This window comes from Stappia sp., assembly GCF_040110915.1.
GTDB lineage: Bacteria > Pseudomonadota > Alphaproteobacteria > Rhizobiales > Stappiaceae > Stappia.
Genome location: NZ_CP157793.1, coordinates 697,475 through 722,118, shown reverse-complemented (window position 1 = coordinate 722,118; position 24,644 = coordinate 697,475). Strand labels below are relative to the sequence as shown.

Genomic DNA, 24,644 nt, shown 5'->3' with positions numbered 1-24,644 from the left:
AATCACGAGGAAATTTCGATGACCGTGCACGCAGCTGACACCCGCCGTTCCGCCGAGGCCGAGCCTGTCTCGTCCACAAACCATCTGACCGATGCCATTTCCACCTTTCTCGGGGACGATACCACGGACCCGCGCGAACTGAGCGCCCTGTGGAGCGCGCTCAAGCCCGCGATGCCGGACATCCTCGACGGGTTCTACGACGCGGTGCAGGCGACGCCCGAGATCGCCGACAAGCTCGGCGACCCGAAAAAGCGCGTGCCGCATCTGAAATCCGCCCAGACCCGCCATTGGGACTACATCTTTTCCAATTCGCCGGATCTGGAGTTCGAGGCGCGGGCGCTGAAGATCGGCGAGGCGCATGTGCGCATCGGGCTGGACGCCTCCTGGTACCTCGCCTCCTACGGCCGCCTGCTGTCGGAAACGCTGCCCGTCATCGTGCGCAAGTACCGCTTTTCGCCGGGCAAGCTCGACGGCGCGATCCGGGCGCTGGTGGGGCGCGTGTTCCTCGACCTGATCCTGTCCTACGATGCCTATGAGAACGGCGTCGTCAAGCAGCGCAGCGAACGACAGCGCCAGGAACAGGAAATCATGAGCCTGCGCGGCCTCGCCAACACGGTGGCCGATATCAACCGGGTCGCCATCAGCATGGCGACGCTGTCGCACAACACGCATCTCGCCACCCAGAACGGCCAGGCGATTTCCTCCGCCGCCGCGCAGCTGGTGGCCTCGGTGGAGCAGATCGCGGCCAACAGCGACAGCGCCGCCTCCCAGGCGGACACGACGCGCGAGGCGGTGAGCGCCGGGCTTCAGGCCATGCAGGACGTGTCGATGCGCATGAGCGACATCGCCACCGCGTCGGAAGAAAGCTCCGCCAATCTCGCGGAGCTGCACCGGGCCTCGGATCAGATCGGCGAGTTCCTGGGCGTGATCGAGAGCATCGCCAACCAAACCAATCTGCTCGCCCTCAACGCCACCATCGAGGCGGCGCGGGCCGGCGAGGCCGGCAAGGGGTTTGCCGTCGTCGCCAACGAGGTGAAGAGCCTGGCGACCCAGGCGGCGAAGGCGACCGAGGACATCGCCCGGCGGATCGACGCGCTGAAGGCGGGCATGGTCACCACGCAGGAGTCCATCGCCGGCTCGCGCCAGGCGGTCGACCGCGGCCAGCAGACGATCCTCGACGCCAACGAGCGCATGCAGACCGTCGGCATGCAGATCGCCGAGGTGTCGGGCCGCATGCAGGACATCTCCTCGATCCTTCAGCAGCAGAAGGAAGCGAGCCAGGAGATCGCCCGTTCGATCACCGGCGTCGCCGACATGGCGGTGGAGAACGAAGGCCAGTTGCGCACCATGAACATGGTGCTGCAGGAGAGCAACGACCGCTTCTCCGCCGATGCGCGCTCCTGGTTCAACGCCGGATCGAACCGCTCGCTGTGCGAGATGGCCAAGATCGACCACGTGCTGTTCAAGAAGCGGGTCGTCGACACGGTGCTCGGGCGCGACGACTGGGCGGCGCAGGACGTGCCCGATCATCACGGCTGCCGTCTCGGCAAGTGGTACGACGCCATCGAGAACGCGGAAATCCGCGCCCATCCGGCCTATCGCGCCCTCAAGGAGCCGCACAAGCGGGTGCATGCGGCGGCGAAAGAGGCACTGGCGGCCCATCGCGCCGGCGACACCCTCACGGCCAGCGCCCGGCTGAGCGAGCTGGAAGAGGCAAGCCATACGGTCATCGGCACGCTCAACGAGCTGTCGCTCGCGCTCGAAACGGATCTCAAGGACGCCGACCGGCGCCGCGACCACCGCGAACGCAACGACTATGGCACGGCGGTCGCCTACACCAAGTCGGGCACCAAGACGGTCCAGATCACCGACCTGTCGCGCGGCGGCGTCGGGGTCACGGGCCTGTCGGCCGAGGATGTCGGCAAGCCGATCAAGCTCATTCACAACGGCGAGGAGATCATCGGCGAGGCGGTGTGGGCCGACGGCAACCGGGCCGGCATCCGCGTGATGCGCGGACGCACGGGCGTCGCCTGACAGCGAAGGTCCGTCGCGGACCGTCCGACACCGAGGGCGAAGCGGCGCTCCTGCCGCCCCCACCGGTTCCACGCGTCGTCCCGCGCGACGGCACGGCCAGAGCTGCGGGGCGGGAGTTCCGGAGCGGGAACTGCGGGGCGGGAGCACCGTCGCGCGTCCCCAGTCCGGCGTTCCCAGTCCGGCGTTCGCAGTCCGGCGTCCCCTTTCCGGCGTCCCGAGTCCGGGGAGGCCCGGGGCCAGACCCGCTGCCTCCAGGGCTCCCCGGTTCCGGGTCGCGCTGACACTTGCCCGGACTGACGCGGATGTGGGAGCGGTCTCGCGACCGTTCCCGCCTCATCCCGCACGCAGGCGACGCCGGAGATGCGGGATCGGGGAGGCCCGGAGCTTCGGTGTCCGGATGCCGGATCCCCGAGGCGCGCCAATCCCGGTTTTCCACCACACGCCAACCAGGACGACGCGGGGCAAAGCGTGTCAGCATGGTGCCTGCGCCGGCGTCCTACCGGGTGGCGCCATGGCGAACGGGGATCGGGAACAGCCGGCGCGAACACGGGCGATTGCAAAATCCCGCTTGCGCATCTCCGTCATATTCGAAATCATGCATGTGACAACAGGTCGCGCCTGCGACGCGACCCTTACGGGAGGAACCGTCATGCGCATGATCTCGCCGCTTAGCCGTCTCGCCCTTGTCTTCGCGCGCGGAGTCGCGCGAAGCCTCGCGCCGGGCCTTGTGCTGGGCGGTGCCCTCACCCTCTCGGCGGCGGCGGACGACGCCCTGCCCATCGGCCCCGACCTGACGTCGGTCACCGTCGAAACCGAAGACGGCCCGGTCGAGATCACCCGGCATCGCAACGACACGCAGCTGATCGGCGGCGTGCTTCAGGAGATCGTGCCGGTTCCCGGCGTCCGTCCGGCCGGCGAGCTGGAGGTGCTCGCCGCGCTGCAGGACGAGGGCGCCCGCGTCGTCGACATGCGCACGATGGAGTGGCGCACCAAGGCGACGATCCCGGGCTCGATCCACATTCCCTACACGGAAGTTTCGATGCGGCTCGACGAACTCGGCTGCACGGGCGCGGAAGGAGCGTGGGAGTGCTCCGGCGCGCTGGAGGTCTTCGCCTTCTGCAACGGGCCGGCCTGCGGACAGAGCCCGCAAGCGATCAAGGCCATGGTCCGCCAGGGCTTTCCGGCCGAGAAGATCCACTATTATCGCGGCGGCATGCAAAGCTGGACGGTGATGGGCCTGACCACGGTCGAAAACCTGTTCTGATCGCGCAAACCCCTCGCCTGTCGCCCCCTCGCCTGTCGCTCCCCGGCCGCGGACCGTCGGCGGAGGCGTGGCCAGAACCGGGCAACGTTGCGGGATACGCCTCAGGAAGAGGTGAAGGCGTCCTTGAACTGCTCGCGCAGCACCGTTTTCTGGATCTTGCCCATGGTGTTGCGCGGCAGCTCGGGAAGCACGAAGACCTGTTTCGGCTGCTTGAACTTCGCCAGCGTGTCGGCCAGCGGAGCGGTAATCCCCTCAGGCTCCAGCGTCACGCCCTTGTGCGGGGCGACGACGGCCACGACCCCTTCCCCGAAATCGGCATGCGGCACGCCGATGACGGCGCTTTCCGCGACGCCCTCGATCTCGTCGATGGCGGCCTCCACCTCGGCCGGATAGACGTTGAATCCGCCCGTGATGATCAGGTCCTTCGCCCGGCCCACGATTGACACATAGCCGCGCTCGTCGATGCGGCCCATGTCGCCGGTGATGAAGAAGCCGTCGGCGCGAAACTCCGCCGCGGTCTTTTCCGGCATGCGCCAGTAGCCCTGGAAGACGTTGGGCCCGCGCACCTCGATGACGCCGACCTCGCCGTGAGGCAGGATCTCGCCCGTCTCCGCGTCGGCGATGCGCAACGCCACCCCCGGCAGCGGAAAACCGACGGTGCCGGGGCGCCGGTCGCCGTCATAGGGGTTGGAGGTGTTCATGTTGGTCTCGGTCATGCCGTAGCGCTCGAGGATCGCGTGGCCCGTGCGCGCGGAAAACGCCTTGTGCACTTCCGCCGAGAGCGGCGCCGAGCCGGACACGAAGAGTCGCATGTGCGCCACCAGCTCCCGCGTGAAAGCCTCCGCCCCCAGAAGGCGGGAGTAGAAGGTCGGCACGCCCATCATCGCGCTCACCTTCGGCAACAGGCGCAGGATCGCGTCGAGATCGAACTTCGGCAGGAACAGCATCGATCCGCCGGCCAGCAGCGTCACATTGGTGGCGACGAAGAGCCCGTGCGTGTGGAAGATCGGCAGCGCGTGCAGCAGCACATCGTCGGCGGTGAACCGCCAAGTGTCGACCAGCACGCGCGCGTTGGAGGCCAGATTCTCGTGGCTCAGCATCGCGCCCTTGGAGCGCCCGGTGGTGCCGGAGGTGTAGAGGATCGCGGCGAGATCGTCGGGCCCGCGCGCCACATCCTCGAAGATCGTCGCGGCGGCGTCGACCGCCTCGGCGAGGCTGCCCTGCCCGGCCGCGTCGAGCGTCGCGACCCGCGCGCCGGTCTTCGCCGCGATCGGCTCAAGCGCCGCGACGGAGGCGGGATCGCAGACAAGCAGGGCGGGTTCGGCATCGCCCAGGAAGTAATCGACCTCGGCCGGCGTGTAGGCGGAGTTGAGCGGCAGGAACACCGCGCCCGCGCGCACCGTCCCAAGATAGAGCATCAGGGCCTCGGCCGATTTCTCCACCTGCACCGCGACGCGGTCGCCCGGCTTCACGCCGAGCCCGACCAGCGTGTTGGCATGGGCGGCGGAGCGGGCGATCATGTCGCCATAGCTCAGCGTTTCGCCCTCCGGCGTCTGGAGAAAGGCGGCCGCCTCGTCGCGGATGGCGGACCGGATCTGGGAAAACAGGTGGTTGTCGGCACTCATGCAACGGCATCCGAAACGGGTTTGGTCTTGGGTTCGGGCACGGCCTTCAGCAGCCGCGTGACGGCGCTCGCCGCGGCGACCGCGCCGCTTGCGGCGAAGGCCTCGTGGTTCTTCTCGATGTCGCCGAGATCGTAGAGGTAGTTGACCATCAGCCCATAGGACTGGCGGCGCCCGTTGGGCGAGGGATCGGCGTTCCAGTTGATGCGCTCCAGCCGCGCGCCGTTGCCCAGGTGAAAGCGGGCGACGGGATCGAGCGGACGCCGGGCGGCCTTCTTCTCGCGCATCAGGTAATGGGCGCAAAGCGCGCGCAGCGGCTCCTTGAGATCCTCGTCCGGCGCCTGATCGCTCGCGCCGCTCCCGGCCATCTCGTTCAACATCGCGCGCCGCTCGTCGGTCAGCGCGCCGAGCACGGTCTCGTCGCCGGCCGCGAGTGCCGCCTCCAGCCAGGGCCGGAAGCCCGGCAGCGGCGACAGGGTGACGAAGGTCTTCAGGTTCGGCAGGTCGCGGCGCAATTCCTCCACCACCTGCTTGATCAGGAAGTTGCCGAAGGAAATGCCGCGCAAGCCCATCTGGCAGTTGGAGATGGAGTAAAACACCGCTGTCGTCGCCTCGCGCTCGGCGAGTTCCACGCGCTCCTCGGCCAGGATCGGCGGGATGCCCTCGGCCAGCGCGCGGGTCAGCGCCACCTCGACGAAGATCACCGGATCGTCCACCAGCGCGGGATGGAAGAACGCATAGAGCCGGCGGTCGGGCAGGTCGATGCGCCGGCGCAGGTCGTTCCAGTCGCGGATCTCGTGCACCGCCTCATAGCGGATGATCCGCTCCAGGATCACCGCCGGCGTCGACCAGTCGATCCGCTGCATGACCAGAAAGCCGCGATTGAACCAGGAGGCGAAGAGATGTTCGAAGTCGCGGTCCACCACCTTGAGGTCGGGCCGGTCGCGCAGGCAGGCGAGGAGATCCTTGCGCATGGCGACGAGCGCCGAGGTTCCGCCGGGCGCCAGATTGAGCCGGCGGATCAGCTCCTGGCGGCGCGGCTCGCTGACCTCGTGCAATTGCTTGAGCCGGGTTTCGTCCTCGGGGTCTTCCAGCACGGCCTCGGCGGCCGCGCGCACCTTGTCGCGGTCGGCGCCGAAACGCCCGCGCAACTCCTCGAAGAAGGCCGCGCGTTCCTCCTCCGGCAGCGCCGCGTAGCTCGTCAGCACGTCGCGCGCCAGCGCCACGCCCGAGGCCTCGCCGCGCCCCGACAGAAGCGCCTCGCACAGATCGCCCAGCGCCCGCCCGTTCGGCGCCCGCTCGCGCCTGAGATCCAGCAGATGCCGGCCCTGCTCGGCGATCGAGGACAGAAGATCGTTGAAGAAACTTGAGCGGTTCATTGCAAGGATCCTGTGACAAGCGGAGCGGGTGCGCATCCCGCGACGCGGACAGGGCCTCGCGGCGCGGGGGTGAGACCGGAGCCGGGCGCGGCGACCGGACGCCGCCACTGCCCGGCTCTGCGGGATCGGGGGGTCAGGCGCTTTCCGGCGCCTTGTCCAGCACCTTCACCTTGGTGCGCAGCGGCACGCGCTGGAACAGATCCATGATGTCCTGATTCCACATGCGGATGCAGCCGGAGGAGACATTGCGGCCGATGCTCGACGGCTGTTTCGTGCCGTGGATGCGGTAGAGCGTGTCGACCGCGCCTTCCCACAGGTCCATGGCGCGGGCGCCGAGCGGGTTCTGCGGCCCGCGCGGGTAGCCGTCCTTCCAGTATTTCTCCAACGCCGGATTGCGGGCGATCATGTCGCGCGGAGGGCGCCAGATCGGCCAGACCCGCTTCATGCGCACCTGCGCGTCGCCGCTCCAGGCGAACCCCGCCCGGCCGACGCCGATGCCGTAGCGCAGCGCCTTGCCGCCCGGCAGCGTCCAGTACAGGAACTTGGAATAGGGATCGACGACGATGGTCCCGGGGCTGACCCGCGTCTCGTAGTCGACGACCTGCCGCCAGTACTTGCGGTCGAAATTCCTGTAGGGAACCGCCGGCACCTTGAAATCGTAGTCGGTGGTCGCCGCATAGGCGGCGGCATAGTCGAAATCCTCACCCGGCAGATCCGGCTGGTCGTGCAGGCCGACCGTGGCCACGCCGCCACCGGCCTGACAGGCGGCAAGCACCAGCGGCGCGCCGATCAGAAAGCCGCGCCGCGTCAGCCGCCCCCGCGCGGTCGCCGCGTCCTCGCTTCGCTCAAACGTTGTCTGGCCAGTCGATGCCATGCGTTACTCCCGAACCTCACACGCCCCGAACCGACCGACTTGTACCCGATCTTTGGCGCCTGTGCGAGAGGGCTCGCGCGGGCGACTTCATTCCTGCGCGGAAGGCTCCCAAGAGCGTGTTTTCCTTGATTTGGCGCGCCCGATGGCGGATGCCTTGAGGCAACCCGTATCCGCAACGCTCGCAAACGAAGATCCCAGACCCCATCATGCCGGCCTCAAGCCCTCCCCTTCGCGGCAACCTCAAGTCCGCCGTCGCCGAGACCCTCGCCCTGCGCATTCTCGACGGGACCTATCCCTCCGGCACCACGCTGCCGACGGAAGCGGACCTGCTGAACACGCTCGGCGTCAGCCGCACCTGCCTGCGCGAGGCCCTGCAGATCCTCGTCGGCAAGGGGCTGATCTCCTCGCGCCCCAAGCATGGCACCAGCGTGCGTCCCGAGGTCGACTGGAACTATCTGGACAGCCAGATGCTCGCCTGGCGACAGAAGGTCGTGCCGCAGGCACAGATTCTGTCGGAGCTCGTCGGCATCCGCGAGATGGTGGAGCCGGAAGCCGCCGCCCTTGCCGCGACCCATGCGAGCGACGCGGAAATCGCCGAGATGCGCGCCGCGCTCGACGGCATGGGCGTGGCCGACGGAAAGCGCACCCGCGAAACGCTGGACGCGGACGTGCGCTTCCATCGGCTGATCCTCGCCGCCACCCGCAACGCCATGCTGTCCGGGCTCGGCGCCTGCATCGAGAGCGCGCTGCGCGCCTCGATCACCATCACCTCCGACCCGCGGGTCAGCGACCCGATCGCGCTCGACCAGCACGGCCGCGTGCTGGCCGCCATCGAGGCGCGCGACCCGGACGCCGCCCGCAGCGAGATGCGGGCGCTGATGGGGATCACCCACCGGCTTCTCGACGAGGCCGACGCGCTGTCCTGAGCCGTCGCACCCGCACGATCCGGCCGCGACGATCGCCGATTGACGGCGCGGCCATTTGCGGTACACCTCTCGCCCATGGCTCCTCCCCTTTTGCACCTGCGCGACATCGCGCTGACCTTCGGCGGCACGCCGCTGCTCACCTCGGCCGAACTGCAAGTCGGCGAAGGCGACCGGATCGGTCTCGTCGGCCGCAACGGCTCGGGCAAGTCGACGCTGCTCAAGATCGCGGCCGGGCTGATCGAGGCCGACGCGGGCGAGCGCTTCGTGCAGCCAGGCCGCACCATCCGCTACCTGCCGCAGGAACCGGACCTGTCGGCCAGCAAGAGCGTGCTCGACTATGCCAGCGGCGGGCTGGCGCCGGGCGACGATCCCTATCGCGCGCAATATCTGCTGGAGGTGCTGGGTCTCACCGGCACGGAGGACCCGACAACGCTGTCCGGCGGCGAGAAGCGGCGCGCCGCGCTCGCCCGCACGCTGGCGCCCGAACCCGACATCCTGCTGCTCGACGAACCGACGAACCACCTCGACCTGCCGGCCATCGAATGGCTCGAAGGGGAGCTTTCCGGTATGAAGTCGGCGCTGGTTCTCATCAGCCACGACCGGCGGTTTCTCGCCGATCTCACCCGCGCCACCGTGTGGATCGACCGGGGGATGGCGCGCCGGCTCGACAAGGGCTTCGCCCATTTCGAGGCCTGGCGCGACGAGGTCTACGAGCAGGAGGAACGCGACCAGCAGAAACTCGCGCAGAAGATCAAGCGCGAGGAACACTGGATGACCTATGGCGTCACCGCCCGGCGCAAGCGCAACATGCGTCGCGTGCGCGAGCTTGCGGACCTGCGCGCCCAGAAGACAGCGCATCGCGGCCCCCAGGGCAGCGTCAAGCTGACGGTCGGCGAGGCGGAGGTCTCCGGCAAGCGGGTCATCGAGGCAAAGGACATCTCCAAGGATTTCGGCGCCGGAGCGGTGGTGAACGACTTCTCCATCCGCATCCTGCGCGGCGACCGGATCGGGCTCGTGGGCGCGAACGGCGCGGGCAAGACCACGCTGCTCAAGCTGCTGACCGGCGAGTTGGCGCCCGACACGGGCACGGTGACGCTCGGCTCGGCGCTGGAGATGGTCACCATGGATCAGGCGCGCGAAAGCCTGAAGGACGACGACACCGTGTCGGAGGTGCTGACCGGCGGCGGTGGCGATCAGGTGATGCTGTCGTCGGGCCCGCGCCATGTCGTCTCCTACATGAAGGACTTCCTGTTCGCGCCCGAACAGGCGCGCACGCCCGTCGGCGCGCTGTCGGGCGGCGAACGGGGCCGGCTGATGCTGGCGCGGGCGCTCGCGCGCCCCTCGAACCTCCTGGTGCTCGACGAGCCGACCAACGATCTGGATCTGGAAACGCTCGACCTCCTGCAGGAAATGCTCGCCGACTATCCCGGCACCGTGCTCGTGGTCAGCCATGACCGCGACTTTCTCGACCGCGTCGCGACGTCGGTCGTCTTCGCCGAAGGCAACGGCCTGTGGCGCGAATACGCCGGCGGCTATTCCGACATGATCGCCCAGCGCGGCGCGGGCGTTGCCGCGCGCGCCAGCAAGGCGACGGCTGCAAAGGCGAAGGCCAAGACGAGCGCGGAGCCGCAAAAGGCGCCGGCGAAGCCGAAGAAGACCTCGCGCCTCACCTTCTCCCAGCAGCACCAGCTGAAGACGCTGCCGAAGGAGATCGACGCGCTGACGGCGAAGATCGAGACGCTGCAGGGCGAGCTGGAGGACCCGGATCTCTTTTCGAAGGATCCGAAGCGCTTCGACACGCTGATGACCCGGCTCACCGACCTGCAGGCCCAGCTTGCCACCGCCGAGGAAACCTGGCTGGAGCTGGAACTGCTGGCCGAGGAGGACGCGGCGGACTGACCCCGCCCCCGGCCGTCACGGCAACATGCCCTCAAAAGGCCGTTTCGCGCAGCAGCACCACGCCATCGGCCATCAGCCGCAGCGCCGAGGACCGGCCGTCTGCCGTCACCGCGACCACCAGACGCACATCCTCGCGCGGCATGGCCTCGATCGCCTTGCCCTTGCCCTGCGGCACGAAGAACGCGTTGAGCCCGTAGTCGACCCGCACGATATCGGCGCCGGAGAGGCCGGACACCCGTCCGGCCAGCGCCACGCGCCCGTCCTCTGGCGGCATGGTCAGGACCGCGTCCGCCCGCCAGACGCCGTCTTCGTCGGGCGCGACCACCGTCCAGACGCGATCGCCTTCGGAGAGACCCGGCATGGTGTCGCCGAGATCCGCGCGCGACAGGCGCTCGATTTCCGGATTGAGGATCACGTAATCGCCGCGCAGCAAGTCGCGCGGGTCGACCGGGCGCAGCGCCAGCGTCACCTCGGTGCCGGTCAGATGCACCGACCAGCGCTCGGCGAGCGGCATCGCGATCAGCGCCAGTTGCAGCACCGCGACAAGGCCCCAGCGCAGCCAGGGCGACGACATCCGGCCCGCCATCACGCGCCCTCCCCCTGCTCGTGGAGCGATGCGGAACGGCGTTTCACCATCCGCGCGCTCAACCCCGCGACGGCGATCAGCACCACTCCGGCCAACAGGAAGAACACGGACTGGCCGAGCAGCGAACCGACGGTCTCCTGCAGCAGGAACAGCAGCACGGCGGCGATGCCGAGATTGCCGATAAGGGTCCAGGACAGGAGATGCGCGCCTGAACCGGCCATGGCGATGGCGATCATCGCGCCGAGTGCCAGCACCGCATGCAGCACGATCAGCCCCGGCACGGCGACCAGCGCCAGCGCGACGACAGGGCCCGCGAGGCCGGCGACCGCAATGCCGAGAGCGGCCGCGCGCGTCGATCCCTTGCCCACGAGCCAGCCGGCGCCGATGGAGGCCCCTGCCAGCATGAGAACCACGGGCCAGAGCGTGAGAACGGCGCCTGCGTCGATCTCCGCCGCGTCGAGTGCAAAGGCAATGACCAACGTCACCATCACGCCGCCCGCCAGCAGCACCACGCCGAGATACATCGCGGCCCCGGCAAGCCCCCGCAGACCCACGCCGACGCGCGCGGACAGGCGCTCGTCGCGCGAAAGCGCGTAGCCCCAGACGGCGAGCGCGGCAGCAAGGGACAGGTGGGCAAGCAGCACCGCCGACCCGATCGTGTCGTCCTGCGCGATGGCACGGCCATGCAGCGCGCCGGCCACCAGCCAGGCATAGGTGCCGCCCGCATGCGCCAGCACCGCCCAGCGCCCGGCGAGCGAGGGATGGCGGATCACATGGGCGATGGTCGCGGCAAGCAGAAGCCCCGCGATCAGCAGCCCGGCGGGCGTGAACGTCGGCACGTCCTCGCGCCAGGCCAGCCAGACCAGCGAAGCGAGCGCCGCAACGACGAGCGATGCGCGCGAGCCCGTGCCCCAGGCGGCGGCGAGCGCGCCCAGCACGACCAGCATGGCCCCGCCCGCCCAGTCGGTCGGCAGGTGATACATCTGCCCGACGAGGGCCAAGCCCGCGACGAAGACAAGCGTGGCGAAGAGCGTCGCCAGATCGGCGATGCGGTTGAGACCTCGTGTCGCGCTCCAGCCGGCGACCCCATGCGCGGCGATCAGAAGCCCGGCGATGCCGGCGAGCTTCGCCGGCCGGGGGATCGCCTCCCAGTTCGCCGCGACGAAGGCGACGACGGCCAGCGCCAGACAGATGGCGCCGATCCCGCCGAGCAGCGCCGGCAGGCGAAACCGGTCGGCGCCCGTGCCGGCGGCGACGTCCCCCCGGATGCGGGCGGCGGCCTCCGCGCTGATCCAGCCCTTCTCCACCCAGCGGGCGAGATCGGCCTCCAGACGACGGCGATAGGGGCGATGCAACATGATGACGGGTCTTCTTTTCGCACGCGGGCGTCGGCGGCACGCGTCACACTCTAGCGCATTTCTCGTGAAACCTGAATCACGCGAAATGCGCTATGTCTCTGTTTTTACGCAATTTCGCGAGCGCAAAGGCTCCAACCTTTGCTGAAATTGCTCTAGCGCACCAGCGCGAAGAGGTGCCAGACCGCGGCGGCCAGCAGGCCGCTCAGAGGAAAGGTGATGCACCAGGCCGAGACGATGGTCAGCACATGGGCGCGGCGGACGAGCCGGCGGCGGCGCCCCTCGACCGGGTCCATCGCCCCGCCGTGGCCCGCGCGCAAGCGCCGCAGGCGGCTGCGGTTCGCGTTCCATTCGCGGTAGAAGCCGACGCCGAACACCGCGCCGACGACAATATGGGTGGAGGAGACCGGCAGGCCCGCTCCGCTGGCGGTGAGCACCGTCGCCGCGGTGGCGAGCGCCACGCAAAAGGCCCGCATCGGATTGAGGCGGGTGATCCGTTCGCCGACCATATGCACCAGACGCGGCCCGAACAGCAGGAGGCCGAGGGAGATCCCGAGCGCGCCGACCAGCAGCACCGGCAGGAGCCAGAGCACGCCGGCCGCCTCCGCCTCGACGCCGGTCAGCCCCGACACGATGGCCGCGACCGGGCCGACCGCATTGGCGACGTCGTTCGCCCCATGGGCAAAGGAGAGAATGGCGGCCGCCGCGATCAGCGGCACGCGAAACAGATGCTTCAGCGCCCGGTCCCGCGCCTGAAGATCGCGGAGCGCGCGCACCACCCAAGGCCGCGCGAGGGCCCAGGCCCCGAAGGCGGCCACGCCCGCGATGGCGACATCCTGCAAGAGCGTGACCTCGTCGCCGACGCGCGGCAGACCGACCAGAACCAGATAGAGGGCGAAGGTGCCGGCCATCGCGCCGAAGAGCACCGGCAGCCAGACTTGCGCGGCGGCCTGCCGGTCCGCCCGCTCGAAGATCACCGCCGAGACGAAGGCCAGCAACAGCGCCGCCGCCAGGGCTCCGGCGAGCGGAGAGATCACCCAGGTCGCGGCAATGGCCCCGACGGTCGACCAGTCGACCACCTGCGGACCGGCGGCGGCAACACCCGCGCCGACGACGGCGCCGACGATCGAATGCGTGGTGGAGACCGGCGCGCCGATCACCGTCGCCAGATTGATCCACAAGGCGGCGGCCACCAGCGCGGCGAGCATCACGAAGGCGAGGTCGAGCGGCGTCGCGAAACCGCCCGGAGCGACGATGCGGGTGGAGATGGTGGTCACCACCTCGCTGCCGGCGAGCAGCGCGCCGGCGCTTTCGCACAGGGCGGCGAGCGCCAGGGCGCTCGTCATGGTGAGCACGCGCGCGCCCACCGCCGGGCCGACGTTGTTGGCGACATCGTTGGCGCCGATGTTGAGCGCCATGTAGCCGCCGATGACGAGGGCGGCGGACAGAAGCACCCAATGGGGGCTGTCCACCACGAAGACCGCGGCGAGACTGCCCGTCAGCACCAGGAACAACAGGCCGAAGCCGACCGACAGCAGGGAGCGCGACACGAAGGCGGTCGCCTCCTCGACATAGCCGAGCTTGTCGAGATCCTTGTCGAGCGTCGTGCCCCGTGCGCGGGGGCGTCGCAGATCCATCATCGCTCCCGCCCGGATCGTCCGCGCCCGGATTGTGCCCGCCAAGCCACGCGCGCGCCGGTGCGGCGCACGGACGCGTCGATCATATCAGGGACTTGATGACAGCCGGATTGCGCAAGAGCGCAGCAAGCTGCGGCTCGTGCACCCGTCGCGCCGCTTCCTCGGGCGAAAACCACTGCAGGGTCCGCTCGCCCTTCTCGGGGAAGACGTCGGCCGCCTCGGTCACGGCCAGCGCGAAGACCGACACCCGCACGCGCCGGTGCAGACCGCTGTTCAACCGCTTGCGATAGTCGAAGGTTCCAAGCGCCTTGGCGGCGATGCGGCCCGACAGCCCGGCCTCTTCCCAAGCCTCCTCGGCCGCCGTGGCGCTCAGGCTCTGCCCCTTCTTCGGCCAGCCCTTGGGCAACACCCAGCGTCCGGTGTCGCGGCTCGTCGCCAACAGCACCTCGACCCGCCCGCCGGGCACGCGCCGCCACGGCAGCGCCGCCACCTGGATCGCCGGCGGCTTGCCGCCGAGCCACAGGCGCGCGGCCTCCAGCGCATGGGAAATACGCTGGGACAGACGCGGGGCATATGTGTCGGCAATGGCCAAGGAAACCTGACCTCCAGGCGGTGCGGAACTGTCGGGAAAGCGGCGCAATGCGCCTGCGATGATTTGTATAGATAAGCCGATTCCGCGCCGAATGCAATAAAAAGGCGCACACACTGCGCCTTTCCTCTCGCTGAAAGCCTCCGGTCGGCGGATGCGGGATCCGCCCCCTGCATATGCGCCCTAAGTGTCCGGATTGTGGACGATCTCCCGCGTTTCACGGAATCGGATGTCCGGGTTCTTCTCGGAGATGTAGTTGACCTCCCAGGCGTTCTTGAACAGGAACACCGGCCGGTCGTCGCGGTCCTGGGCGAGGCTTCCCCGGTTGCTGTCGAGGAACTTGCGCAGGGTCGTCTCGTCGTCGCATTCCACCCAGCGCGCGGTGTTGTACTGCACCGGGTCGAAGCCTATCTCGGTGCCGTATTCGACCTTGAGCCGCTCGATCACCACATCGAGCTGCAGCACGCCGACCACGCCGACGATCCAGTTGGCGCCGATCTGCGGCTTGAAGATCTGCACCAGACCCTCTTCCGCCAGATCCTGAAGCCCCTGGCGCATCTGCTTCACGCGCATGGTGTCGGACAGGCGCACGCGGCGCAGAACTTCCGGCGCGAAGGCGGGCAGGCCGGTGACATGGATCTCCTCGCCCTCCGTCAGCGTGTCGCCGACGCGCAATTGTCCGTGGTTCGGCACGCCGATCACATCGCCGGGATAGGCGGTTTCGGCGAGTTCGCGCTCCTCGGCGAAGAAGAAGATCGGCGCGGAGACCGCGATGGTCTTGCCGGCGCGCACGTGCTTGAGCTTCATGCCCCGCTTGAAGGTGCCCGAACACAGCCGCACGAAGGCGATGCGGTCGCGGTGCTTGGGGTCCATGTTGGCCTGCACCTTGAACACGAAGCCGGAGACCTTCGGTTCCTCCGGGCGAATGACGCGGCTGGTGGCCGGCTGGGAATGGGGCGCAGGCCCGAAGCCGGCGATGAAGGAAATGATCTCCTCCACCCCGTAATCGCGCAGCGCCGAGCCGAAGAACACCGGCGTCATGTGGCCTTCCAGAAACGCCTCGCGGTCGAAGGCGGGATAGGCGTCGGCGCCGAGTTCGACGTTTTCCTCCAGCGCGTCGAGCACATGCGCGAAGACGGTGTCGGTGAGTTTGTCGTCGCGCGGACCGTCGACCTCGATCACCGTGTCGCAGCGCTGGCCGCGCCCCTCGCCCGACGTCATGAAGCGCTTGGCCCGCCAGTCGTAGACGCCGAAGAAATCGGAGCCCATGCCGACCGGCCAGGTCATCGGCGTCACGTCGAGGGCGAGCGCCTCCTGGATCTCGTCCAGCGCCTCCAGCGGATCGCGCCCCTCGCGGTCGATCTTGTTGACGAAGGTGATGATCGGGATGTCGCGCAGCCGGCACACCTCGAAGAGCTTGCGCGTCTGGGTCTCGATGCCCTTGGCCGCGTCGATCACCATGATCGCCGCGTCGACGGCGGTCAGCGTGCGGTAGGTGTCTTCCGAGAAGTCCTCGTGGCCCGGCGTGTCGAGCAGGTTGAAGGTGATGCCGTCGCGCTCGAAGGTCATCACCGACGAGGACACCGAGATGCCGCGTTCCTGCTCGATCTTCATCCAGTCGGAGCGCGCGCGGCGCCGCTCGCCACGCGCCCGCACCTGGCCCGCCGCCCGGATCGCGCCGCCCGACAGGAGCAGCTTTTCCGTCAGCGTGGTCTTGCCCGCGTCCGGGTGCGAGATGATCGCGAAGGTCCGGCGCGTGAGATAAGGCGCCGCGGCGCCGTTTGCGGCCGGCGCCTGCGTGTCGGTGAGGCTCATGCCGTCTCCTTGAGGTATTCGGGTCGGCGAACGGGCGTGCCGCGCCGTTTCCCGCCGATGCAGTGCCCGCACATCTATTCATTTCCCGCCCCGAATGCCAGTGCCGCCTTGTGTGATCGCGCGCAACGATGCCCGATGCGCCGGCGGGATTGCGGTTCGCCCGGGCGCGGCTACACTCGCGCGCGATTGCCCGAGCCCCTCTCGCGCCCGCCCCTCTCGTCCCAGATGCCCGGCAAGGATCCCCGCATGGCTTCCCGCTTCGCCCTCTCCCCGCACAGCCGCACGACGGCCATCCTCGCCGGGGTGGTGCTGACGGCACTGACCGCCGTCATCCTGCTCGGCATGGGGCGCGAGCCGATCTGCACCTGCGGCACGGTGAAACTGTGGAGCGGCGACGTCGCCTCGGCGGAGAACTCGCAGCACATCGCCGACTGGTACACGCCCTCGCACATCGTCCACGGCCTGCTGTTCTACTGGGCCCTGCATCTGCTCACACCCTCGCTCGCCCTGCGCTGGCGGGCGGTCGCGGCAATCGTCATCGAGGCCGCCTGGGAGATCGTGGAAAACAGCCCGCCGGTCATCGAGCGCTACCGCGAGGTGACCATCGCAATGGGCTACATCGGCGACAGCGTGATCAACTCGGTCTTCGACATCGTGTGGATGCTCCTCGGCTTCTGGCTGGCGCTGCGCCTGCCGGTGGCGGCGAGCGTCGCGCTGGGGCTGGCGCTGGAGATCGTCGCCGCCGCCGTCATCCGCGACAATCTCACGCTCAACGTGCTGATGCTGCTGTGGCCGCTCGACGCGGTGCGCGAATGGCAGCAGGCGGGCTGAGGACGCATCCGCCCGGCGCGCCCCGCGCCCTTGACAGAAAGCGGAGCGGCGGCGACTGTCCGCGCGCTTTCGCTCCCCATGCGCTTTCGCTCCAGTGCCCCGACCGACGGTCTCGCCCGCCCCATGTCCTTCGCTCTTCCGCTTGCCCTGTCCGCGCTCGGCGGCGGCGCCGCAACGGCCATTTTCGTCCACGATTTCTTCGAGGGCGAGACGCTTGTCGCCGATCTCCTGCGCACCGCACGGCTGGCGCGGCGCGATCTCGCCGCCCTCGACCGCGCGGTGCAGGCCGGACCGCGCTCGGATCTGATCGTCACGCTGACGACGATCCCCAGCCGCATCGCGCATCTGGAAATGACGCTGAAAAGCCTGCTCGACCAGTCGCTGCCGCCGGCCGAGATCCGGTTGAACGTGCCGCATGTCTCGCGCCGCGAGGGCTGCGGCTACGAGATCCCCGACTGGCTGTCCGCGCTCGACACGGTGACCATCGTGCGCTGTGAGGACGTCGGGCCGGCGACCAAGCTCTTTCCGACGCTGACCGGCGTCGATGCGGATACGGCCATCGTCGTGGTCGACGACGACCGCATCTATCCGCCGCATTTCCTGCGCGATCTGGCCCGCGCGGCCGAGGAGACACCCGACGCCGCCTTCGGCCTGTCCGGCTGGGTGGTGCCGGAGGATTTCATCGACCGCCCGACGACGATCCGCAGCAACCTCTACATGGAACCGCCCGCGCCGATCCGGGCCCGGCGGCTGCGCCGCCGGATGCCCATCGATATCCTGCAGGGGTTTTCCGGCTATCTCGTGCGCCCGCGCTTCTTCCCCGAGATGGCGGCGATGCTCGCCCACGAAGGCGCGCCCGAGGCCGCCTTCTTCGTCGACGACGTGTGGATTTCCGGCCATTGCGCGGTGGCGAAATACGTCATTCCGGCGAAACGCGCGGGCTTCCAGCAATGGAGCCGGCAGTCGTTCTACAAGACCACCAGCCTCGGCCTGATCAATCGCGGCAGCGGCGGCAACGAGAGCCGCAACAATTCCATCGTCATCCGCCATCTCGCGGATCGCTGGACGGTGGGCGGCCATCGCGCGGGCGAAGCTCGGCGCAAAGACGCCTGACAGCCCGCGCAAGCGCATCCTGCACCTGCGGATCGCCCCCGAGAAACCGTTTCGTCGCCGCGTTCACGGCGGACCACCGTCGGCCGAGGCCCGGCAGACCCGACACGAAGCCGAGCCGGTCGCGCACATCGAAGGCGACCGCATCGCCGTGCATCGAGATGTGATGCGGCGACACCAGCCGGGCGACATGCTCCAAGGGATGGCCTTCCGCGACCGCCACCTCGCTGTAGCTATCCCTTTCCAGACCCGAGATGCGGCGCACCTCGACCGCCTCGCCGTAGTAGGTCTCGTTTTTCTGCATCACCCGCAGGAGACCCTCGCCATCGGCGAAGACGCTGCCGGCCCCGCGACCGTAACCGAAGTCGCGGTCCGCGAACTGCCGCTCCGCATTGACCGGCAGCGGCTCGAAGGCGCCGTCCAGCAGATCCCGGCTGCGATAGACGCAAAGTCCCCGGCCCCCATCGGCGCCCGCCGGCTTCTCGCAGGTCACGAGCCACCACCAGCCGCCCTGGCGAAACAGCGCCGTGTCCACCGCGTCGACGCCCTCCCGGAGCCGCCGGACACGCCGCCAGCGGTCGGGGAAGGCCTCGCAGACATAGAGATCGAGCGTCCCGAGCGCGCAGGTCTCGGGCACCATGTAGAGCCGGCCGTCCTCCTCGAACAGGAAGGGATAGGAGGCGTGCGTGCGCAGCGGCAGGATCGGCATCACGGGGCCCGGCCGAAGCCGGTCGTCGAGTTCCATCGCGACCAGCCGGCCGAGGCGGTCGGAATAGACGAACTCCTCGACGAAGAGCCACAGCCGTTCTTTGTAACGCCACAGGAACGGATCGGCATAGTAGCTCGAGGCCGGCGCGCGGATCGGGGTCGGCGCGGCGTCGCCCGCCCGCATCACGAAGGTCTGGAAATGCTCCTTCGGCCAGCGGTGCCAGCCCTCGACCGGCCCGTGATAGAAACGCTGCCAGCGCAGATTGAGACGATCCGCCGTCTTGTAGGCCCAGTAGCTGAGCCGCACGAACGGGTCCTGCCAGAGCGGACGGTCGGCGCGCACCTTGTTGCGCGAGGTCATCCAGCGCACTGGCGCGGGCGAGGAGATGTCGATATCGCCGTCGTTCAGGACAAGTTCGCCCGCCGCCTCCATCTCGAACAGAAGCGCGGTCAGCACGGTCTGATCGGCGTTATGCGCGCGGCACGCGGGCCGGAAGGCCTGCGGATCGAGCGCCAGATCCGCCCAGCGCGACAGGAGGTCCCGCGCGGGCGCACGGGACAGATCGAAGCCGATCACCCCGCCGACACGGATCTGTCGATGCAGGAAATCGGGGTCGATACCGAGGTGCTCGCGCACGGGCACGATGCAGCGTTCGGCCAGACTGGCCTGGCCCCGCAGCGTGTAGACGCCATGCGTCTCCAGCACCGTCAACGGCTCCGACAGGTCGCCGCGAAACAGCGTGGCGCTGTCGAACCAGAACAGAAGGCCGCCATTGCGCTCCGCCGCGTCGCGGATGACGAGCGGCTTCCAGGCGAAGGTCCCGGCCTCGACCGCCACATGCGGCGGGTAATCATCGAGGGAAAAGTCGCGAACGGTGGCGAAGGGAAACCGCCTCTCGAGATCGGCGCGCTGGCGCGCGCGCATGCCGAGGTCGTAGACGACGACCCGGGTTCCGCGATGCAGAGCACGCCGGCGCACGCTCAGCAGAAATTGCGCGAGCGTGCGGGCAAAGGCGGCATCGGCCGCGGTCACGAGGGTCACGGGTTGGGTCGCGGTCATGGTCCTGCATCGGGTCGCACGGCGTCGCGGCTGTTGTCGCCCACCCGCGCGCCCGGAGCAACCGCGCATCGATGCGGCGCGGACCGCGCGCCACTCCCCCATCCCTCGATGCGTCATGGCCCCGACACGGGATCACGTCGCACAAACGGCCATGGCCCAGGCGGTTCAAGCGTCGCCTGCCGAGTGAGCGTGTTCGCGGAATTTTTGTGAGTAAGGAGAAGAGTGGTGCCCAGGGCCGGAATCGAACCAGCGACACGCGGATTTTCAATCCGCTGCTCTACCAACTGAGCTACCTGGGCGCCCGGCGCCGCGCAAACGCGCGTTGCACCGAAGTGCCGGTCTTATAGAAGCTCGCTTCCGGCCTGTCCAGTTGCCGCGCGCAAGTTTTTCACAGCTATGCGAAGACCCGATGACCCGCGCATCGCTCCCGGCGCTCCGCCCTCCAGCGCGCGGCCAACGCGCGCCCCCCACGGTTCGACTCCACGGTGCGCCCTCCACGGTGCGCCCCCCACGGTGCACCCCCATGAGGTGCGCATGCGCGGCTCAGTCCGGCACCCCACCCTGCTGCCCGACCACGATCCCGGTCGCGCGCCAGGCGCCGGTCGGATCGGCCACGCCGAAACTGCCCACGACCCCTTGCGCCGGGCCGGCGGGACCGCGCGCGAAGGATCCGGTCAACACTCCTGAGGCGCCGCCCGCCGAGGTCTCGGTCAGGGCGCCGCCGAAGCGGTTGAGATCGCTCGCGCCGCCGGGCACGCCGGCGACGCTGGCGCCGAAGTCACGCCCGTCGAAGCCGCTGATCGTCGCCGTTCCCAGACGGCTCGCGAAATCGTAGGTCATCCCGAAATCGCCGGCGGCGAGATACTGCGCGGTGCCGTCCGCGACCTGCCGCGCCACATTGCCCACCGCATGGCCGCTGAAGGTCGCCGAGCCCGCCGTCGGCAGGTCGGCATTGGCGACAATGTCGCCCGCCGCCCATGTCCCCAGATGCACGTAGTCGTCGCGGGCATCGAAGGGGCCGGTGCCGCCGTCGCCTTCGAAGCGGGTGCCCCAGTAGCCCCACTCCAGGAAGGCACAGGTGCACCGGCTGGCGGAGCCGAACAGGGCGTTGTCGGCGCCCGCCACCAGGGTCGAGGGCACCATGTAGCTGCGCGGGTTGCCCTCCGGCGCGATGGTGGCGGCCGCATCGCTGATCGCAAAGGTCTCGGCGCGATTGTGCGTGAGCGCGTAGCGGTCGTCGTCGATCAGCGCGGAGGATCCGTTCTGACCCGAAAACAGCCCCTGGCCGAAGCCGACGCGCAGGGCCGCAAGGCCGGGGTCCTCGGCGGTCTGGTCATAGACGGTCAGCGCGGCGCCGACCGTGTTGATTTCCGCATTGAACGACATGAGCAGATCGTCGGGCGTCGCGCTCCACAGCGGCACGGGAACGCCGCCTGTGGTCTGGGTTTCCATCATCGCCGCACCGTAGCCGTTGAGCACCCGGGTCGTGCGGCTGAAGGCGCCGACATCCGCCTCATTCGCGAGGCTCCCCACATGGACGAAGCCGGAGGAGCGCTCAGCGTCGCTCGCATAGGGCGCCGGACCGGCGATGGAACTGTCACGGGCCAGGTCGCTCGCGCCGGGGTCGAAGCTCAGCACGAAATTCTCCGCGTCGGGGCCGAAGACATGCCCGCCGTCGGCGCCCGGCAAGGAGGACACCGGGCCGGAGTACAACACCCCGGGGTCGGTGGCCTCGGCCCGGAAGCCGCCGCGCCGCGCGCCGCCGATCTCGAAGTCGCCATAGGCGTTGGTGAAGACGACGCCCGTCGATACCGAAATCGCGGACGACTGGTCCGTCCCCTCTCCCGAGATCAGCATGGAGGCAACGAGATAGCGGGGATCGTTCTCGCTGAGATCGTCGTTGGCCACCAGAAGGAAGTCGCTCGTGCGCACGCCGCTCAGGAAGCTTTCGCCGAGCAGGTCGGCGGCAAAGGGATTGAGGAAGTAAAGGTCGTGGCCGAAGCCGTTGCGCGCCTTCTGCAAGGGATCGGCGGCGAGATGGTAGCGTCGGATCTGATCCGGGTTTTCCGCCTCCACCGTCGCCACGTCGCTCGCCTGCCCCCACAGGCCGAACACGGGATCGTTGACCGCGAGAACGGAGGCCGAGATCTCCTCGAAATAGGTAAAGGCGATGAAGTGATCGCCGGCGATATGCACCGTTCCCGCCACCGCCCGCCCGGCGTCTGTGACGACGCGAAACGCCGCCTCGCCGGAGGCGGGCAGCGGGATCGTCAGCGTCTCGCCGTCGACGGTCCCGGTCATCTGCGTGCGGCTCGCATCGACGGTGAAGACGACGGTGCGATCCTGCGCCGGTCCGCCGCCGATGAGACCGTGACGCCCGGGATCGGGTATCGCCGCCACATCGAAGGCGGCGGTGTAGCTCTCTCCGCTCGACAGCACCCGCACGTTGATCGGGCTGCCGGCTTCGGGAGGCGTTTCCGGCGGTTCGGACGCTTCGGCCGGTTCCGACGTCTCGCGCACGATCTCGGCGTTGGCGCGCGCGGCGATCTTCTGCAAGACCTCTCCGCCCTCGCGCAGGGTGGAGGAGCGCACCGCCTGCGGCTTGGGGCGCGGCGCCACGGCAACGGTCGGCCGGGCGGAGTTGACGGGCACCACACCCGACCGCGCGACCCGCGTGTCGGTCGGCGGCGTCCGCGCGCCGCCGCTCAAGCCCGCCCGGCCGGCCAGCCGCTGCTGGACCCCGCCGAGGTCGGCCTGTGTCGTCCGGCGGATGGTCCGCTGCGGCCCCGCCTGTCCGCCGTCGCGAACGCTCAGCGTATAGCCGCGCTCGTAGACGCGTTCGCGGCTGCCATCCGGTCCGGTGAAGGTGAGTTCATCGCCGAACAGCAGCGAGAACGCCGCCTCGCCCCCCTCGACGCTCAGATTGGCGATGCCGCCGCGGATGCCGATGGTTCCGACTGGCGTGTTCACGGTGACCCCGCCCTCGGACTTGCTCAGCCGGCCGCCGACAAACCGCGCCACGCCCTTGCCGAAGGACGCGACGAGGCGTCCCGTCCCGGCATCCGGGTCGTAGACGAATTCGTCGATCACCAGATCGGAATTGGCCCCCACCGTGAAGGTCGACCCGTCGACCAGCAGGATCTGCACCAGCCCGTCGCCGCGTGTTTCGATGCGCTCGCGAAAGATCAGCGTGTCGCCGAGCACCACGGTGCGCGTCGCGGCACCCGGCGGCGTGCGTCGCGCGTCCGGATTGACGGCAGCCGCGACCCCGACTTCGGCCGCGGCCGGGGGACCCGCGAGACTGGCCGCGAAAGTGGCCGCGAGCATCGCGCCCGTCACGATCATGGCACAGCGTCTCATGTCACGCTCCTCTCCTCGACGACCACATGCACCGGCCCCCGGCCGGCACTTCCTCGCTAGCCGGCACGCCCCCGCTAGAACGTCATGATCAGGCTGACCGTGACCGAGGCGTTTGAAAAATCCCGCGTCGCGTAATTCGACTGCAGCCGGCGAAACTCCGCCGTGATCGCGGCGGCCAGATCCGCGCGAAGGGGAACGGTCAGCCCGCCGCGCAGCCAGAACTCGTTGTCGTGCTGCGCCGTGGCGGGATCGACGGCCGGGTCCGGCGCGCGATACTCGCGGCGGATGTAGCCGGCATCCGCGTCGAGCGCCCAGGGGATCTCCAGCCCCGCGATCGGCGACGCGAAGCGATAGGTCGCCCCGAGGCCGGCCCCGCCCTCGACGCTCTGCTCGAAATTCGCCGCCGCCTGCTCGAAATCGCCGAGCGTCAGCGCCCGCACAACCCAGTTCGCGTCGATCCGGTGGCTATAGGTCAGTTGCCCGAGGATCTGATATCCGTTGCGGTTGGAGACCGTCGGATAGGTCGCCGTGTCGCGAAACCAGCGATGGCGATACTCGATCTTGGCGTTGACCGACGCAAGCGGCGACGGCTGATGCACGATCCGGGCACCGGCGCCCAGCGCGCCGGAATAATTGCCGTCGTTCAGCCGCACGCCGCCCAGAATGGCGTAGACGCCGAGTTGCGCATCGTCGATGCCGAAACGGCCCATGTTGAAGGACGGTCCGAGGGTCAGTTCCGCAAGGCCGGTGTCGAGACGCTGCGTGTCGAGATAGCGCCCGCCGTAGAACAGCAGGTCCGCCTCCAGAAGATCGCCCTGCGTGCCGAGATCGTAGGCCGCATGCACGTTGCCGGCGACGAAGGCGTTCCAGTCCGGCTGACCGATGGCCGTGTCGTCCAGCAGGAAAGGCAGACCGTTGAGCGTGACCTGTCGGCTGCCCGGCCCCGCGTTGGCGTTGGACTGGTAGCGCAGGCCGGTCACCAGCGTGGCGGACAGCTTGCCGCGGGCTTCCTGCGTGTCGATCGCCGCGAGAAAGGTCTCCACGCGCGCCGCGACTTCCGGCGGCACGTCGGGCGTCGCCAGCGCCTGCTCGAAATAGGCGCGCGCGACCTCGGAGGAACCGAGCCGATAATAGAGCACGCCAAGCTCGAGCTGAATGCGCGGCAGGCCCGGCGCGTAGATGAGCATCCGCTCAAGGGTGCCGATCGCCGCCTCGTAGTCGCCAAGTCGGGTGGAGACGGTCGCATAATCGAAGGCGATGTCCAGATCGGCCGGGTCGGCCAGCATCGCCGCCAGAAGCTGCGCCTGACGGGCGCGCAGCGACGCCTCGGCGACCGCGCCCTGCCCGGCAGCGGCGTCCGGCGCGGCCTGCGCCACCGGACCGGACTGGGCGGAGGCATCCGCCGATGACAGGGCGACCGCGCCAAAGAGGCAAGCGGCGCAGAAAAAGGCGCGAACGAGGGCGGGACCAGGGGCGCAACCAGAGTCGCGACCAGAAGAGGCACGAACAAGGACACGGGCGACGACACGGGCAACGACACAGGCAAGGACGCGGGCATTGGCGCGCGGCGGCGAAACCGCCCCCCGTCCCGGCGC

General features: G+C 69.1%; 17 protein-coding genes and 1 tRNA gene. 6 read left to right on the top strand and 12 right to left on the bottom strand.

Annotated elements, in window-relative coordinates:
- Positions 1 to 18 precede the first annotated feature (18 nt).
- On the top strand, positions 19 to 2,034 hold the full coding sequence (locus ABL312_RS03235) for a methyl-accepting chemotaxis protein (protein ID WP_349359943.1): 2,016 nt from the start codon (positions 19 to 21) through the stop codon (positions 2,032 to 2,034).
- Between the two features lie 655 nt (positions 2,035 to 2,689).
- The gene (locus ABL312_RS03230) at positions 2,690 to 3,298 is read left to right on the top strand and encodes a rhodanese-like domain-containing protein (RefSeq protein ID WP_349359942.1); all 609 of its coding nucleotides are present in this window, start codon (positions 2,690 to 2,692) and stop codon (positions 3,296 to 3,298) included.
- A 101-nt stretch (positions 3,299 to 3,399) separates the two neighbouring features.
- On the opposite strand, the gene ABL312_RS03225 is transcribed toward ABL312_RS03230, so the two are convergent.
- From ABL312_RS03225 to ABL312_RS03215, 3 genes are all read right to left on the bottom strand, one after another.
- On the bottom strand, positions 3,400 to 4,923 hold the full coding sequence (locus ABL312_RS03225) for a malonyl-CoA synthase (protein WP_349359941.1): 1,524 nt from the start codon (positions 4,921 to 4,923) through the stop codon (positions 3,400 to 3,402).
- Entirely contained in the window at positions 4,920 to 6,299 is a 1,380-nt protein-coding gene (locus ABL312_RS03220) for a malonyl-CoA decarboxylase (RefSeq protein ID WP_349359940.1), read from the bottom strand. Before ABL312_RS03220 ends, ABL312_RS03225 begins: the two co-directional genes overlap by 4 nt.
- Before the next feature lie 133 nt (positions 6,300 to 6,432).
- On the bottom strand, positions 6,433 to 7,173 hold the full coding sequence (locus ABL312_RS03215) for a L,D-transpeptidase (RefSeq protein WP_349359939.1): 741 nt from the start codon (positions 7,171 to 7,173) through the stop codon (positions 6,433 to 6,435).
- A 206-nt stretch (positions 7,174 to 7,379) separates the two neighbouring features.
- Here ABL312_RS03215 and ABL312_RS03210 point away from each other — a divergent pair, with 206 nt between their 5' ends.
- Positions 7,380 to 8,099 carry a FadR/GntR family transcriptional regulator gene (locus ABL312_RS03210; protein WP_349359938.1) on the top strand — a complete coding sequence of 240 codons (720 nt, stop codon included), beginning with the start codon at positions 7,380 to 7,382 and terminating at the stop codon, positions 8,097 to 8,099.
- A gap of 75 nt (positions 8,100 to 8,174) precedes the next feature.
- Positions 8,175 to 9,998, top strand: a complete 1,824-nt coding sequence (locus ABL312_RS03205) for an ABC-F family ATP-binding cassette domain-containing protein (RefSeq protein WP_349359937.1) — start codon at positions 8,175 to 8,177, stop codon at positions 9,996 to 9,998.
- 31 nt (positions 9,999 to 10,029) lie between these two features.
- Here the strand turns inward: ABL312_RS03205 and ABL312_RS03200 are convergent, their stop codons facing one another.
- The 5 genes from ABL312_RS03200 to ABL312_RS03180 form a co-directional block, all read right to left on the bottom strand.
- Complete coding sequence (locus ABL312_RS03200) at positions 10,030 to 10,584, bottom strand: GDYXXLXY domain-containing protein (RefSeq protein ID WP_349359936.1); 555 nt, start codon at positions 10,582 to 10,584, stop codon at positions 10,030 to 10,032.
- The gene (locus tag ABL312_RS03195) at positions 10,584 to 11,942 is read right to left on the bottom strand and encodes a DUF2157 domain-containing protein (protein ID WP_349359935.1); all 1,359 of its coding nucleotides are present in this window, start codon (positions 11,940 to 11,942) and stop codon (positions 10,584 to 10,586) included. The genes ABL312_RS03200 and ABL312_RS03195 overlap by 1 nt, the downstream gene beginning before the upstream one ends.
- A gap of 152 nt (positions 11,943 to 12,094) precedes the next feature.
- Positions 12,095 to 13,579, bottom strand: a complete 1,485-nt coding sequence (locus tag ABL312_RS03190; RefSeq protein ID WP_349359934.1) for an inorganic phosphate transporter — start codon at positions 13,577 to 13,579, stop codon at positions 12,095 to 12,097.
- A 79-nt stretch (positions 13,580 to 13,658) separates the two neighbouring features.
- Positions 13,659 to 14,168 (bottom strand): NUDIX hydrolase, encoded by a 510-nt coding sequence (locus ABL312_RS03185; protein ID WP_349359933.1) that lies wholly within the window; start codon positions 14,166 to 14,168, stop codon positions 13,659 to 13,661.
- Positions 14,169 to 14,348: 180 nt separating this feature from the next.
- Positions 14,349 to 15,980, bottom strand: a complete 1,632-nt coding sequence (locus ABL312_RS03180) for a peptide chain release factor 3 (RefSeq protein WP_349359932.1) — start codon at positions 15,978 to 15,980, stop codon at positions 14,349 to 14,351.
- Positions 15,981 to 16,226: 246 nt separating this feature from the next.
- Between ABL312_RS03180 and ABL312_RS03175 the strand changes: the two genes are divergently transcribed.
- Together ABL312_RS03175 and ABL312_RS03170 are read left to right on the top strand one after the other, a co-directional pair.
- A complete protein-coding gene (locus ABL312_RS03175; protein WP_349359931.1) occupies positions 16,227 to 16,811 on the top strand; it encodes a DUF2585 domain-containing protein in 585 nt (194 codons plus the stop codon).
- 123 nt (positions 16,812 to 16,934) lie between these two features.
- Entirely contained in the window at positions 16,935 to 17,924 is a 990-nt protein-coding gene (locus ABL312_RS03170; protein WP_349359930.1) for a hypothetical protein, read from the top strand.
- Here the strand turns inward: ABL312_RS03170 and ABL312_RS03165 are convergent.
- From ABL312_RS03165 to ABL312_RS03150, 4 genes are all read right to left on the bottom strand, one after another.
- Positions 17,851 to 19,689: a hypothetical protein gene (locus ABL312_RS03165; RefSeq protein WP_349359929.1), complete on the bottom strand. Its 1,839-nt coding sequence runs from the start codon at positions 19,687 to 19,689 to the stop codon at positions 17,851 to 17,853. The two genes, ABL312_RS03170 and ABL312_RS03165, sit on opposite strands and share 74 nt — an antisense overlap.
- Before the next feature lie 223 nt (positions 19,690 to 19,912).
- Positions 19,913 to 19,988: transfer RNA gene (locus ABL312_RS03160), tRNA-Phe, on the bottom strand.
- A gap of 244 nt (positions 19,989 to 20,232) precedes the next feature.
- A complete protein-coding gene (locus tag ABL312_RS03155) occupies positions 20,233 to 23,049 on the bottom strand; it encodes a FecR domain-containing protein (RefSeq protein ID WP_349359928.1) in 2,817 nt (938 codons plus the stop codon).
- A 74-nt stretch (positions 23,050 to 23,123) separates the two neighbouring features.
- Positions 23,124 to 24,425, bottom strand: a complete 1,302-nt coding sequence (locus ABL312_RS03150; RefSeq protein ID WP_349359927.1) for a tetratricopeptide repeat protein — start codon at positions 24,423 to 24,425, stop codon at positions 23,124 to 23,126.
- Positions 24,426 to 24,644: the final 219 nt, after the last annotated feature.